12 protein-coding genes are annotated in these 12,674 nt (G+C 64.4%); 7 read left to right on the top strand and 5 right to left on the bottom strand.

Annotated elements, in window-relative coordinates; genetic code table 11:
* Positions 1-16 precede the first annotated feature (16 nt).
* The 5 genes from hrcA (at position 17) to recR (ending at position 5,133) form a co-directional block, all read left to right on the top strand.
* The gene (gene hrcA / locus PSEMAI1_RS0113050; protein WP_024303302.1) at positions 17-1,036 is read left to right on the top strand and encodes a heat-inducible transcriptional repressor HrcA; all 1,020 of its coding nucleotides are present in this window, start codon (positions 17-19) and stop codon (positions 1,034-1,036) included.
* 49 nt (positions 1,037-1,085) lie between these two features.
* Positions 1,086-2,120 (top strand): lytic murein transglycosylase B, encoded by a 1,035-nt coding sequence (gene mltB / locus PSEMAI1_RS0113045; protein ID WP_024303301.1) that lies wholly within the window; start codon positions 1,086-1,088, stop codon positions 2,118-2,120.
* Between the two features lie 58 nt (positions 2,121-2,178).
* Positions 2,179-4,113, top strand: coding sequence for a DNA polymerase III subunit gamma/tau (gene dnaX / locus PSEMAI1_RS0113040; protein WP_024303300.1), 1,935 nt, complete (start codon positions 2,179-2,181; stop codon positions 4,111-4,113).
* 3 nt (positions 4,114-4,116) lie between these two features.
* Entirely contained in the window at positions 4,117-4,455 is a 339-nt protein-coding gene (locus PSEMAI1_RS0113035; RefSeq protein ID WP_024303299.1) for a YbaB/EbfC family nucleoid-associated protein, read from the top strand.
* A gap of 72 nt (positions 4,456-4,527) precedes the next feature.
* Positions 4,528-5,133, top strand: a complete 606-nt coding sequence (gene recR / locus PSEMAI1_RS0113030) for a recombination mediator RecR (protein WP_024303298.1) — start codon at positions 4,528-4,530, stop codon at positions 5,131-5,133.
* Between the two features lie 111 nt (positions 5,134-5,244).
* Here recR and PSEMAI1_RS0113025 read toward each other — a convergent pair whose 3' ends face one another.
* The 5 genes from PSEMAI1_RS0113025 to PSEMAI1_RS0113005 form a co-directional block, all read right to left on the bottom strand.
* The gene (locus PSEMAI1_RS0113025) at positions 5,245-5,877 is read right to left on the bottom strand and encodes a MarC family protein (RefSeq protein WP_051460223.1); all 633 of its coding nucleotides are present in this window, start codon (positions 5,875-5,877) and stop codon (positions 5,245-5,247) included.
* Positions 5,878-5,992: 115 nt separating this feature from the next.
* Complete coding sequence (gene dapE, locus PSEMAI1_RS0113020) at positions 5,993-7,120, bottom strand: succinyl-diaminopimelate desuccinylase (protein ID WP_024303296.1); 1,128 nt, start codon at positions 7,118-7,120, stop codon at positions 5,993-5,995.
* Positions 7,117-7,470 (bottom strand): ArsC family reductase, encoded by a 354-nt coding sequence (locus tag PSEMAI1_RS0113015; RefSeq protein WP_024303295.1) that lies wholly within the window; start codon positions 7,468-7,470, stop codon positions 7,117-7,119. The genes dapE and PSEMAI1_RS0113015 overlap by 4 nt, the downstream gene beginning before the upstream one ends.
* Positions 7,471-7,481: 11 nt before the next feature.
* Entirely contained in the window at positions 7,482-8,636 is a 1,155-nt protein-coding gene (locus PSEMAI1_RS0113010) for a PilT/PilU family type 4a pilus ATPase (protein WP_024303294.1), read from the bottom strand.
* 99 nt (positions 8,637-8,735) lie between these two features.
* Positions 8,736-10,415: a long-chain-fatty-acid--CoA ligase gene (locus tag PSEMAI1_RS0113005; protein ID WP_024303293.1), complete on the bottom strand. Its 1,680-nt coding sequence runs from the start codon at positions 10,413-10,415 to the stop codon at positions 8,736-8,738.
* Positions 10,416-10,699: 284 nt separating this feature from the next.
* On the opposite strand from PSEMAI1_RS0113005, the gene rimP reads away from it, so the two are divergent.
* Both rimP and nusA read left to right on the top strand, forming a co-directional pair.
* Positions 10,700-11,125: a ribosome maturation factor RimP gene (gene rimP, locus PSEMAI1_RS0113000; RefSeq protein WP_024303292.1), complete on the top strand. Its 426-nt coding sequence runs from the start codon at positions 10,700-10,702 to the stop codon at positions 11,123-11,125.
* A 48-nt stretch (positions 11,126-11,173) separates the two neighbouring features.
* The gene (nusA, locus tag PSEMAI1_RS0112995; RefSeq protein WP_024303291.1) at positions 11,174-12,655 is read left to right on the top strand and encodes a transcription termination factor NusA; all 1,482 of its coding nucleotides are present in this window, start codon (positions 11,174-11,176) and stop codon (positions 12,653-12,655) included.
* Positions 12,656-12,674 lie beyond the last annotated feature (19 nt).

Raw genomic sequence — 12,674 nt, 5'->3', positions numbered from 1 at the left:
GTGTAAAATGACTGGCATGCTGAACGAACGAGCGCAACGCCTGCTGAAAGCCCTAGTCGAGCGCTATATCGCCGACGGGCAGCCTGTCGGCTCGCGCACGCTGTCGATGGTGGCTGGGCTCGACCTGTCTCCGGCGTCGATCCGCAACGTGCTGGCCGATCTCGAGGAGATGGGGCTGATCGCTTCGCCGCACACCTCGGCCGGCCGCGTGCCGACCGCCAAGGGCTACCGCCTGTTCGTCGACCGGATGCTGACCATCCGGCCGCTGGAAGAGGGCACCCTGCACGAGCTGGAGCACAACCTGCAGCCGGACAGCCCGCAGCGCATCGCCCAGTCGGCCTCGTCGCTGCTCTCCGACCTGACCCATTTCGCCGGCGTGGTGATCACGCCGCAGCGGCTCGACGTGGCGTTCCGCCAGATCGAGTTCCTGCGCCTGTCGGAGCGGCGCATCCTGCTGATCCTGGTGACCATGGACGGCGATGTGCAGAACCACCTGCTCAACCCGTCGCGCGACTACACCCCGGCGGAGCTGATCGAGGCCGCCAATTTCCTCAACCAGCATTACGCAGGCCAGGGGCTCGCCAGCATCGCCCAGCGCATGGAGAGCGAGCTGCAGCAGCTCAAGGGGGATATCACCGAACTGATGGCGGCGGCCATCCGCTTCGGCCGCAGCGCGATGAGCGACGCCCCCGCCTCGGTGGTGATCGCGGGAGGCACCAACCTGCTCAATGTGCGCGACCTGTCCGACGACCTGACCCGGCTGCGCGAGCTGTACGAGACCTTCGAGCGCAAGACCGAACTGCTGGAACTGCTGAGCCAGAGCCGCAATGCGCAAGGGGTGAGTATCTTTATCGGCGAGGAGTCGGGCGTGATGACGCTGGGCGAGTGCTCGATCGTGACCGCGCCGTACTGCATCAACGGCCAGGTGGTGGGCACGCTCGGCGTGGTCGGCCCGACGCGCATGGCGTACGAGCGCGTCATTCCCATCGTGGACATCACCTCGCGCCTGGTGTCGAGCGCGCTGTCCTATCAATAACCCAGTCAGCCGGCCCTGATGCCGGCGGATGCCATACCGGAAGTCCCTGATGAAATTCCTTACCCGCCTGACCGGCGCCGCGCTCGCCCTGGGGAGTTCGCTGGCGCTGGCCGACGCCGCCTTCCTGGCCCGTCCCGACGTCCAGCGCTATATCGACGAGAAGGTAGCCGGCGGCCAGTTCAACCGCCCGGAGCTGGAGGCGGTGTTCGCCAACGTCGAAACCAAGCCGAACATCCTGCAGATACTCGACCGCCCGTCCACCTCGCGACCGTGGTACCAGTTCCGTCCGGCGTTTTTCAACGACCGCCTGATCGACGGCGGTGCGGCGTTCTGGAAAGAGAATGCCGACACGCTGGCGCGGGCCGAAGCGACCTACGGCGTGGCGCCGGAGATGATCGTGGCGATCATCGGCATCGAGACCGGCTACGGCCGCAATACCGGCAGTTTCCGCGTGGTGGATGCCTTGTCGACCATCGGTTTCGACTACCCGCGCCGTGCCGAGTATTTCCGCGGCGAGCTGACCGAATTCCTGCAGCTCGCCAAGGAGGAGGGCAAGAACCCGCTGCTGTTGAAGGGCTCCTACGCCGGGGCCATGGGCTGGCCGCAGTTCATGCCGTCGAGCTACCGCAAATGGGCGGTGGACTTCGACGGCGACGGCCACCGCGATATCTGGGGCAGCGTGCCGGACGTGATCGGCAGCGTGGCGCATTACTTCCAGTTGCACGGCTGGCGCCACGGCGACGACGTGATCCTGCCGGCCAGCCTGCAGCCGGGGGTGCAGGTCGATCAGTTGGTAGCCGACAAGTTCAACCTGCACTATACCGTCGGGGACCTTAAGAAGATGGGCGTGCAGCCGGACGCGCCGGTGGGCGACCAGGTGCCGGCGGTGCTGGTACCGCTGGAGAGCTCGCCCGGCGTGACCGAGTACTGGCTCGGCCTGAACAACTTCTATGTCATCACCCGCTACAACAAGAGCACGCTCTACGCCAAGGCGGCGCAGGAGGTGGCCGGGGCCATCCGCGAGCGCTACTTCGCGCAGCAGTTCGTCGCCCAGCAGCCCGCTGCCACGCCGCCGGCACCGTGAGCCGGATAGGGACGAAAAGGGTCGCCTTGCCTGCCAATTGGAATTAGAATCCGCCTCCATGACTTATCAAGTGCTTGCCCGCAAGTGGCGCCCGAAACGCTTTGCCGATCTGGTCGGCCAGGAGCATGTGGTGCGCGCCCTCACCAACGCCCTGGCCGGTGAGCGGCTGCATCACGCCTACCTGCTGACCGGCACGCGCGGCGTGGGCAAGACCACCATTGCGCGCATCTTGGCCAAGAGCCTCAACTGCGAGACGGGCACCACCGCCGAGCCGTGCGGCGAGTGCTCGGCCTGCCGCCAGATCGACGCCGGCCGTTTTGTCGACCTGCTGGAGATCGACGCCGCGTCCAACACCGGCATCGACAACATCCGCGAGGTGCTGGAAAACGCCCAGTACGCGCCCACCGCGGGGCGCTACAAGGTCTACATCATCGACGAGGTGCACATGCTCTCCAAGAGCGCCTTCAACGCCATGTTGAAGACGCTGGAGGAGCCGCCAGCCCACGTCAAGTTCATCCTCGCCACCACCGACCCGCAGAAGGTGCCGGTGACGGTATTGAGCCGCTGTCTGCAGTTCTCGCTGCGCAACATGACGCCGCAGCAGGTGGCGGGCCACCTGGCGCGCGTGCTGGACGTCGAGCAGGTGAGCTACGAGGCGCCGGCGCTGGCGCTGCTGGGCCGCGCCGCCGCCGGCTCGATGCGCGACGCGCTGTCGCTGCTCGACCAGGCCATCGCCTACGGCGTCGGCAAGGTCGAGGAAAGCGGCGTGCGTGCGATGCTGGGCGCGGTCGACCGCGCCTACCTCTATACTCTGTTGGAGGCCCTGGCCGAGGCCGACGGCCCGCGCCTGATTGCCGAGGCGAAGGCGCTGGCCGAGCGCGGCATCGGCTTCGATAGCGCGCTGGGCGAACTGGCCCTGCTGCTGCAGCAGATCGCGCTGGCGCAGACGGTGCCGGAGGCCATCGCCGCGGACGATCCCGACGGCGAGGCGGCGTTGGCACTGGCGCAGTTGATCGCGCCGGAAGACGTGCAGCTTTACTACCAGATCGCCATCCACGGCCGCAAGGACCTGGCCTTGGCGCCGGACGAGCACGCCGGCTTCACCATGACGCTGCTGCGCATGTTGGCGTTTCATCCGCTGAATGCCCCAGGGGACAGCAGCGCTCCGGCTCCCCGCCCGACGGTGCCAAGCCGTCCCGAACCGGCAAGCCGGCCGGCCGCGCCGAGCGAGCCGTCGGTGGAAGGAGCCTCGGCGGCCAAGGCCTTGCTGGCCCGCTTGGCCGGTCGCAACGGCGGCGCCCGCAGCGTGGCCGCGTCGCCGGACGAATCCGCACCGGCCGATCCCGAACCCGAGCCGGCGCGCGCCGAACCGCCGCTCCAGGCGCCCGTCGTGGCCGCCGAGCCGGTTGCGAAGCCGGTGCCGCCGGTGGTGGCGGAGATGGCAGCGATGCCGCAGGAACCGGCGCCGTGGGAGGATCTCCCGGACGACGACGGCGGCGACGTAGCCCCCGAGACGTGGAATGCGAGCGAGGCCGGCGATGTCGCTGGCGAGCCATGGCCGGAGCCGGTTGCGGTGCCTCCCGCCGCCGCCGAGCCCTACGTGTTCGACGGAGACTGGCCGGCCTTGGTGGCCGAGCTGGGTTCGCGCATGGGTGCGAGCCGCATGCTGGCGCACAACGCGGTGCTCAAGTCGTGGGACGGCCAGCGCCTGCAGCTGGCGGTGCCGGAGAGCTTCCGGCACATGGCCACGCGCGACTACCAGGAAAAACTCAAGGCCGTGCTGGCCGAACGCTTCGGCCGTGCGCCCGAGCTGTCGGTCAGCGTGGAAGAGCTGGGGCAGGAAACCCCGGCAATGCGCGAGGCGCGTTTCCGCCAGGAGCAGCTGGCGGCGGCGCGTGTCAATTTCGAAAACGATCCCGTGGTGCGGCAGCTGGTCGGCGAGTTCAACGCCGTGCTGCTCACCGAGACGATTCAACCTGTGCAGGAGTTGTAGCCCATGTTCGGAAAAGGTGGTATCGCCGGCCTGATGAAGCAGGCCCAGCAGATGCAGGAAAACATGAAGAAGGCCCAGGAAGAGCTGGGCAAGGTCGAAGTGGAAGGCCAGTCCGGCGCCGGCCTGGTCAAGGTCGTGATGACCTGCCAGCACGACATCAAGCGTGTGTCGATCGACGACAGCCTGCTGGAAGACGCCAAGGACGACAAGGAAATGCTGGAAGACCTGATCGCCGCCGCCGTCAACGACGCGGTGCGCAAGGTCGAAAGCACCACGCAGGAGAAGATGTCGGGCTTCACCGCCGGCCTCAACCTGCCGCCGGGCATGAAGCTGCCGTTCTGATCGCCTGTTCCTCACAAGGTTGGCCGAAGCGCAGGCTTCCGCCAACCTTTTTCCCTTTTGTGCCGCTCCCTGATGAAAAATCCCCCCTCGCTCGACCAACTGATCGCCGCGCTCAAGGTATTGCCCGGCGTCGGGCCCAAGTCGGCCCAGCGCATGGCCTTCCACCTCTTGCAACGCGACCAGGCCGGGGCCGACCGCCTAGCGCGTGCGCTCGACCGGGCGCTGGCCAACCTGACCCACTGCGAGCGCTGCAACACCTTCAGCGAGACCCCGCTGTGCAATCTGTGCGCCGACCCGGCCCGCAACCAGCGGCAGCTGTGCGTGGTGGAGATGCCGGCCGATCTGCTGATGCTGGAGCAGGCGCGCTGCTACGAAGGCTTGTACTTCGTGCTGATGGGGCGGCTGTCGCCGATCGACGGCATCGGTCCCAAGGACGTCAACCTCGACAAGCTGATGGTGCGCGCGCTCGACGGCGCGGTGGAGGAGGTGATCATCGCCACCAACTTCACCGCCGAGGGTGAAGTGACGGCGCACATGATCGCCGAGCTGCTGAAAGACCGCGGCCTGGCGGTCAGCCGCATCGCGCGCGGCATGCCGGTGGGCGGCGAGCTGGAATACGTCGATCCCGGCACGCTGGCGCAGGCGTTGTACGAGCGGCGCCAGCTGGGCGGGAAGTAGGGCGCTCCTGGCCTTGGCGGTTTGATTGCGCGGGCGAAGAGACAAGAAATGGGCCGAAGGCAGCGTTGCTTTCGGCCCATTCTTTGTCGGCGTCGTTACCCGGAGTGGTGGTCAGTGCGCCAGCTGCGGAAACAGCCGATACAGCCCGTCGACGATGATCTCCACCGACACCGCCGCCAGGATCATGCCCATCACCCGGTTGACGATGTTGATGCCGGTCTGGCCGAGCCAGCGGCTGATCGGAGTGGCCATCGCCATCGCGGCGTAGCAGGACAGCGCGATCAACAGGCCGCTGACGATCAGGTAGCCGACCGACATCCAGTTGTGCGCCGTGGTGCTGTAGATGATCACGGTGGAGATGGTGCCCGGCCCGGTCAGCAGCGGCATCGCCATCGGCACCACGGCAATGTTGGTGCGCAGCTCTGCCTCCACCCGCTCCTCGTCACTGGTCTTGGTCGGGTTCGGCTTGGCGTTCATCAGCGCCAGCGCGATCATCATCACCAACAGGCCGCCGCCTACCTGAAACGAGCCGATGCTGATGCCGAGGAACTTGAGCAGGCTCTCGCCGATCAGCGCCGAGGTGATGATGACCACCGCCACCGAGGTGGACGAAATCTTGGCGATCCTGCGCCGCTCGATCTGGCTCGCGTTCGGCGTCAGGCTGATGAACAGCGGAATCGCGCCGAGCGGATTGACCAGCACCAGCAGCGAGATGAAGATCTTGGCGATTTCCAGTTCTTTCATGAGCCGGATTCCCTTATTGTTCTAAAAGGCCGTTGGGCCGAGTGGTTCGGGGATGTATTCAAGAAAAATCGGCAGACGCGAGGTCTGCCGACGGCCTGCTTGCGGACGAACGGCATCAGAGCAGCAGGTTCTTCAGCGCGGCCTCGTAGATATCCGACAAGCGCTCGATGGCATGCACCTCGACGCACTCGTTGAGCTTGTGGATCGAGGCGTTGACCGGGCCGAATTCGGCCAGTTCGCGCGCGATGCGCTTGATGAAGCGCCCGTCCGAGGTGCCGCCGGTGGTCGACAGCTCCGCGTCCACTCCCATCACCTGCTTGATGGAGCGCTCCAGTGCCCGCGTCAGCGGCCCTTCCTCGGTCAGGAACGGGTTGCCGGACAAGGTCCAGTGCAGCTCGTAGGCCAGGCCGTGGGCGTCGAGAATCTGGTGTATACGGTCCTTCAGCGTCTCGGCGGTGTGCTCGGTCGAGAAGCGGAAGTTGAACTTGATCTCGCAGGTGCCGGGAATGATGTTGGTGGCGCCGGTGCCGGCGTGGACGTTCGAGATCTGCCAACTGGTCGGTGGAAAGTGGTGGTTGCCCTGGTCCCATTCTTCGGCGGCCAGTTCGGCCAGCGCCGGGGCGGCCAGGTGCACCGGGTTCTTCGCCAGGTGCGGGTAGGCGATATGGCCCTGGATGCCGTGCACGACCAGGTGGCCGGACAGCGAGCCGCGGCGGCCGTTCTTGATGGTGTCGCCCAGCACGTGGCTGGAGGTCGGTTCGCCGACGATGCAGTAGTCGATCAGTTCGCCGCGCGCTTCCAGCGTGTCCACCACGCGCACCGTGCCGTCGATGGCGCTGCCTTCCTCGTCCGAGGTGATCAACAGCGCGATCGAGCCGGGGTGGTCCGGATGCTGCGCCACGAAGCGTTCGATCGAGGTGATGAAGGCCGCCAGCGAGGCCTTCATGTCGGCCGCGCCACGGCCGAACAGGTAGCCATTGCGGATGGTCGGTTCGAACGGGTGGCTGTCCCATTTGTCCAGCGGGCCGGTCGGCACCACGTCGGTATGGCCGGCAAAGCACACCACCGGGCCGGTGCTGCCGCGCCGGGCCCAGAAATTGTCGACGTCGCCGTGGCGCATGCGCTCGACGGTGAAGCCGATGGCTTCCAGGCGGGCGATCATGCGCTCCTGGCAACCGGCGTCGTTCGGCGTGACCGAATCGAGACGGATCAGCTCCTCGGTCAGCATCAGGGTATTGGTCATCGGCCGAACGCCTTTCCGTAGAGGTCTTCCTTGAAGCCGAGCTCGACGGCGTCGCCGCGCTCCAGCACCGGGCGCTTGATCAGCGAAGGGTTGGCCTGGATCAGGCCGATAGCCGTGCCGGCATCGTCGGCCAGTGCCTTGTCGGCGTCGGAGAGCTTGCGCCAGGTCGTGCCCTGGCGGTTGATGAGCTTGTCGAGGCCGACGGCCTGGATCCAGTGCTGCAGGCGCGCCTCGGCGATGCCCTGCTTCTTGAAATCGTGGAACACGTGGTCGATCTGGTGCTGGGTCAGCCACTGGCGGGCTTTCTTGACCGTGTCGCAGTTGGGTATGCCGTAGAGGGTGGTGGTCATGTCGATGCGGGTTAAACGTCCAGGGTGAAGCCATCGAAGCTGGCGGGGGCATCCTTGCCGGCGGGCTTGGCCGAAGCCGGTTTCTGAGCGGACTCTTCGCCGGGCTTGTCGTGGCCGTGGTTGATCAGCCAGTACAGGTTGGTCGGCGAGTCGGCATTGCGCAACGCCTCGTCGAGCGTAATCTTGCCATCGCGGTAGAGACGGTACAAGGATTGCTCGAAGGTCTGGGCGCCTTCGCTCATGCTGTGCTCGATCGCCTCCTTGATGCTGGAGATCTCGCCGGCACGGATCAGTTCGGCAATGTGCGAGGTGTTGAGCAGCAGTTCCACCGCCGGCGTCAGCGTCTTGTCGACCGCCGGCACCAAGCGTTGCGAGATCACCGCCTTGAGCGAGACCGACAGGTCCATCAGTAGCGCGGTACGGTTGTCCGGCGGGAAGAAGCTGATCACGCGGTTGAGCATGTGATAGCTGTTGTTGGCATGCAGCGTGGTGATGCACAGGTGGCCGGACTGGGCATAGTTGATGGCGTACATCAGCGTTTCGGCGTCGCGGATCTCGCCGATCATCAGCACTTCCGGCGCCTCGCGCATGGCGTTCTTCAGCGCGGTCTGATAGCTCTTGGTGTCGATGCCGATCTCGCGCTGGTTGACGATGGACTTGTTGTGCTCGAACAGGAATTCGATCGGGTCCTCCACCGTCAGGATATGCCCGCTCTTGCTCTGGTTGCGGTGCTCCAGCAGTGCGGCGACGGTCGAGCTCTTGCCGCTGCCGGTGGCGCCGACCACGATGATCAGGCCGCGCTTCTCCATGATCAGCGGCTTCAGCATGGGCGGCAGGTTGAGTTTCTCCAGCGAGGGGATGGTCGGGGCGATGCGGCGGATGACCATCGCCGGCAGCCCCTTCTGGCGGAAGATGTTGACGCGGAAGTTGCCCAGATCGTCGACCTTGCGTGCAAAGTTCATCTCGAACTCGCGCTCGTATTCGGCGATCTGCTCGTCGTCCATCAGGCTGTAGATCAGCGTCTTGGCCTGCTCCGGGGTCAGCGGCTTGTCATTGACCGGCAGCGTCACCCCTTCGATCTTGATCTGGGCCGGCGCGTGGGCGGTGAAGAAGATATCGCTGGCGCTCTTGTCGGCCATCAGTTTGAAAAACGGCAACAGCAACATGGTTTGGCTCCTGCAATGCTTTTTGCAAGTGTAGCCTTAAATGACATAAAGAAACCCGCTCGCAGCGGGTTTCTTCGTGTCAGATGACAACGGCGTGGCTCACGGCGTCTTGGCCAGCTCCTGGTCGCGCAGCGCACGGCGCAGTATCTTGCCGACGTTGGTCTTGGGCAGTTCGTTGCGGAACTCGACGTAGCGCGGCACCTTGTAGCCGGTCAGGTTCTTGCGGCAATGCTCGATGACGTCTTTCTCGGTCAGCGAAGCGTCCTTGCGCGTCACGAACACCTTGACCACCTCGCCCGACTTCTCGTCGGGCACCCCGATGCATGCCACTTCCAGCACGCCGGGGTGCATGGCCACCACGTCCTCGATCTCGTTGGGGTAGACGTTGAAGCCCGACACCAGGATCATGTCCTTCTTGCGGTCGACCAGCTTGACGAAGCCTTCCGGCGTCACTATGGCCATGTCGCCGGTGGCGAGGAAGCCATCGGCGCCGATCACCTTGGCGGTCTCGTCGGGGCGGTTCCAGTAGCCCCTCATCACCTGCGGGCCGCGGATGAACAGCTCACCGGCTTCGCCGACCGGCAGCTCGCGGCCTTCGGCGTCGCGGATCTGGATCTCGGTCGACGGCACGGGCAGCCCGATGGTGCCATTGTACTCCTTCAGGTTGAGCGGGTTGATGCAGGCGGCCGGCGAAGTTTCGGTCAGGCCGTAGGCTTCCACCAGCGTGACGCCGGTGACCTGCTTCCATTTGTCCGCCACCGCCTTCTGCACCGCCATGCCGCCGCCCAGCGTCAGGCGCCAGCTCGAGAAGTCGATGGTCTTGAAGTCGGGGTGATTCAACAGCGCGTTGAACAGCGTGTTGACGCCGGTGATCGCCGTCACCTTGTAGTTCTTCATCTCCTTGATGAAGCCGGCGATGTCGCGCGGGTTGGTGATCAGCACGTTCAGCGCGCCGACCTCGGTGAAGGTCATCAGGTTGGCGGTCAGCGAGAAGATGTGGTACAGCGGCAGGGCGGTGACGATGACCTCCTGCCCCTCGTGGACAACCGGGCTGATCCAGGCGCCGGCCTGCAGCATGTTGGCGACGATGTTGCCGTGGGTCAGCATCGCCCCCTTGGCCACGCCGGTGGTGCCGCCGGTGTACTGCAGGAAGGCGATGTCGTCATGGCCGAGTTCGATGGGCGTCGGCGCCTGGCGGCGTCCTTCGGCCAGCGCGGCGCTAAAGCGCACGTGCCCCGGCAGGTTCCACGCCGGCACCATCTTCTTGATCTTGCGGATGACGAAGTTGACGATGGCGGACTTGGGGAAACCTAGCATCTCGCCGATCGATGTCACGATCACGTGCTTGATCCTGGTGCGCGCGATGACCTCCTCGAGCACGCTGGCGAAGTTCTCCAGGATGACGATGGTCTCGGCGCCGGAATCGTTCAGCTGGTGCTCCAGTTCGCGCGGCGTGTACAGCGGGTTGACGTTGACCACGGTCAGCCCGGCGCGCAGCGTGCCGAACACGCCGATCGGGTATTGCAGCAGGTTGGGCATCATCAGCGCGACGCGATCGCCTTTCTTGAGCCCGAGGCCGTGCTGCAGGAATGAGGCGAACGCGGCGGAATGGCGATCCAGATCATCGTAACTCAGCACCTTGCCCATATTGGCCATGGCCGGGCGGCTGCGGAATTTGCTGACCGAGCGCTCGAACACTTCGACGGCGGACTTGAAGCTGTCGACGTCGATGTCGTGCTCGACACCGGGCTGATAATGCTTGAGCCAGATTTTTTCCATATTGTGTTTCTCCATCGTGCTTGATTGGGGGCGCTTCGTTTCAGGTTTTTTGCCGAGCGTCTTTTTTGTTATTAGGTCAGTTGCCGTCGTTTGCCATGAACAAACGATCGTTTTATTTGTGTGCCAATGTACAGGAGCGACGATGGTATCGTAAAGACGCCCCCGCGCGGCATGTTGCGTCCGGTGCGCGATTGTTGCCGGGATTTCCTTTCGGGAAGAAATGTATTACAATCCCGACGGTTAGGGATGGGCGTTTCGCCCATTTTTTATTTGTGGAAAAAGCAATGGATGTACGTTTGCTGCTGGAGAACACGCTGCCGGGTCTGGGCTACGAGCTGGTGGACTTCGAATTGACCCCCGGGGGCGGTTTCAGGGTGTTCCTCGACAAGCCCGGTGGAATCACCGTGGAAGACTGCGTCAAGGTGAGCAACCACCTGACGCGGCTCTTCATGGTGGAGAACATAGATTACGAACGGCTGGAAGTATCGTCGCCGGGCCTGGACCGTCCGCTCAAGAAGGAGTCGGACTTTGTACGCTTCTCCGGACAGCGGGCCAAGATCAAGACCCGCATGCCCATCGAGCAGCAAAAGAAATTTTCCGGTCGTCTGGCTGGCGTCGAGGATGGCGCCGTACAGCTGGAAGTCGAAGGCCGGACCGTGGCCATTCCGCTCGCCATCATCGACAAGGCCAGGCTGGATCCTGAGTTCTGATCTGGGCGGGATCGACCCCACGGAAATGAGGAAAATTCGGAGGATTGCATGAGTCGCGAGATTTTGTTGCTGGTTGATGCCCTGGCGAGCGAGAAGAGCGTCAGCAAGGACGTGGTTTTTACGGCGCTGGAATTGGCGCTGGCGTCCGCCACCAAGAAGAAATTCAATCAGGATGATATCGACATCCGTGTCGAGATCGATCGCCATACCGGGCAGTATCATACTTTCCGCCGCTGGACCGTCGTCGAAGACGACATGCTCGAATTCGACGGCAAGGAAATCGAGCTGAGCGAAGCCCGCGAACGCGATCCGTCCGTCGAAATGGGCGGTTTCATCGAGGAGCCGATGGAAGCGGTCGAGTTCGGCCGTATCGGCGCTCAGGCGGCCAAGCAGGTTATCCTGCAGAAGATCCGCGACGCCGAGCGCGAGCAGCTCCTGAGCGAGTTCCTGCAGCGCCGCGAGCACCTGGTCAGCGGTACCGTCAAGCGCATCGAACGCGGCAACGCCATCATCGAGTGTGGCAAGCTGGAAGCCGTGCTGCCGCGCGAACAGATGATCCCGAAAGAAAACCTGCGCGTCGGCGATCGCGTCAAGGCCTACCTGATGCGCATCGACCGCCTGGGCCGCGGCCCGCAACTGGTGCTCTCCCGCACCTCGCGCGAGTTCCTGGTCAAGCTGTTCGAACTGGAAGTGCCGGAAATCGAAGAAGGCCTGCTGGAGATCAAGGAAGCCGCCCGCGACCCGGGTCTGCGAGCCAAGATCGCCGTCAAGGCCAACGACCCGCGCATCGACCCGCAGGGTACCTGCATCGGCATGCGCGGCTCGCGCGTGCAGTCGGTGACCCAGGAGCTGGCCGGCGAGCGTGTCGACATCGTGCTGTGGGCGCCCGAACCGGCGCAGTTCGTGATCAACGCGCTGTCCCCGGCCGAAGTCAACCGCATCATGATCGACGAGGACAACCACGCCATGGACGTGGTGGTGGAAGAAGACCAGCTGGCGCTGGCGATCGGCCGCAGCGGCCAGAACGTGCGCCTGGCGGCCGAGCTGACCGGCTGGTACCTCAACATCATGACGGTGGCCGAGGCCGAAGAAAAACATCAGGAAGAAGACGCCGCGCTGCGCGAAACCTTCATGAAGCACCTCGGTGTGGACGAAGCGACCGCGATGACGCTGGTGCAAGAAGGGTTCGCCACCCTGGAAGAAGTGGCGTATGTGCCAATTGCCGAAATGCTCGAGATCGAAGGCTTCGACGAGGAGTTGGTCAACGAGTTGCGCAGCCGCGCCCGTGACGCTCTGTTGACGCTGGCCATCGCCTCCGAGGAAAAGGTGGAAAGCGTATCGGACGACCTGAAGGGCATCGAAGGACTGGAAGATGCCGATCTGGTGCGCAAGTTGGCCGAAAATGGCGTGACCACCCGCGACGAACTCGCCGACCTTGCCGTGGATGATCTCGTTGATATGACCGGTATGGAGGCTGAAGCCGCACGTGCAATCATCATGAAGGCGCGCGAACACTGGTTTGCCCAGTAAGGCTTCGGGAAGTTATTGA

It is taken from the genome of Pseudogulbenkiania sp. MAI-1, assembly GCF_000527175.1.
Taxonomy (GTDB): Bacteria; Pseudomonadota; Gammaproteobacteria; order Burkholderiales; family Chromobacteriaceae; genus Pseudogulbenkiania.
The sequence above is the reverse complement of the archived record's forward strand: the minus strand, read 5'-3'. Positions and strand labels throughout refer to the sequence as shown.

What these genes read in the sequence shown, in the direction of transcription:
- hrcA (WP_024303302.1), top strand. Translation starts at nt 17, where the DNA reads ATGCTGAACGAACGAGCGCAACGCCTGCTGAAAGCCCTAGTCGAGCGC.
- mltB (WP_024303301.1), top strand. Translation starts at nt 1,086, where the DNA reads ATGAAATTCCTTACCCGCCTGACCGGCGCCGCGCTCGCCCTGGGGAGT.
- dnaX (WP_024303300.1), top strand. Translation starts at nt 2,179, where the DNA reads ATGACTTATCAAGTGCTTGCCCGCAAGTGGCGCCCGAAACGCTTTGCC.
- PSEMAI1_RS0113035 (WP_024303299.1), top strand. Translation starts at nt 4,117, where the DNA reads ATGTTCGGAAAAGGTGGTATCGCCGGCCTGATGAAGCAGGCCCAGCAG.
- recR (WP_024303298.1), top strand. Translation starts at nt 4,528, where the DNA reads ATGAAAAATCCCCCCTCGCTCGACCAACTGATCGCCGCGCTCAAGGTA.
- PSEMAI1_RS0113025 (WP_051460223.1), bottom strand. Translation starts at nt 5,877, where the DNA reads ATGAAAGAACTGGAAATCGCCAAGATCTTCATCTCGCTGCTGGTGCTG.
- dapE (WP_024303296.1), bottom strand. Translation starts at nt 7,120, where the DNA reads ATGACCAATACCCTGATGCTGACCGAGGAGCTGATCCGTCTCGATTCG.
- PSEMAI1_RS0113015 (WP_024303295.1), bottom strand. Translation starts at nt 7,470, where the DNA reads ATGACCACCACCCTCTACGGCATACCCAACTGCGACACGGTCAAGAAA.
- PSEMAI1_RS0113010 (WP_024303294.1), bottom strand. Translation starts at nt 8,636, where the DNA reads ATGTTGCTGTTGCCGTTTTTCAAACTGATGGCCGACAAGAGCGCCAGC.
- PSEMAI1_RS0113005 (WP_024303293.1), bottom strand. Translation starts at nt 10,415, where the DNA reads ATGGAAAAAATCTGGCTCAAGCATTATCAGCCCGGTGTCGAGCACGAC.
- rimP (WP_024303292.1), top strand. Translation starts at nt 10,700, where the DNA reads ATGGATGTACGTTTGCTGCTGGAGAACACGCTGCCGGGTCTGGGCTAC.
- nusA (WP_024303291.1), top strand. Translation starts at nt 11,174, where the DNA reads ATGAGTCGCGAGATTTTGTTGCTGGTTGATGCCCTGGCGAGCGAGAAG.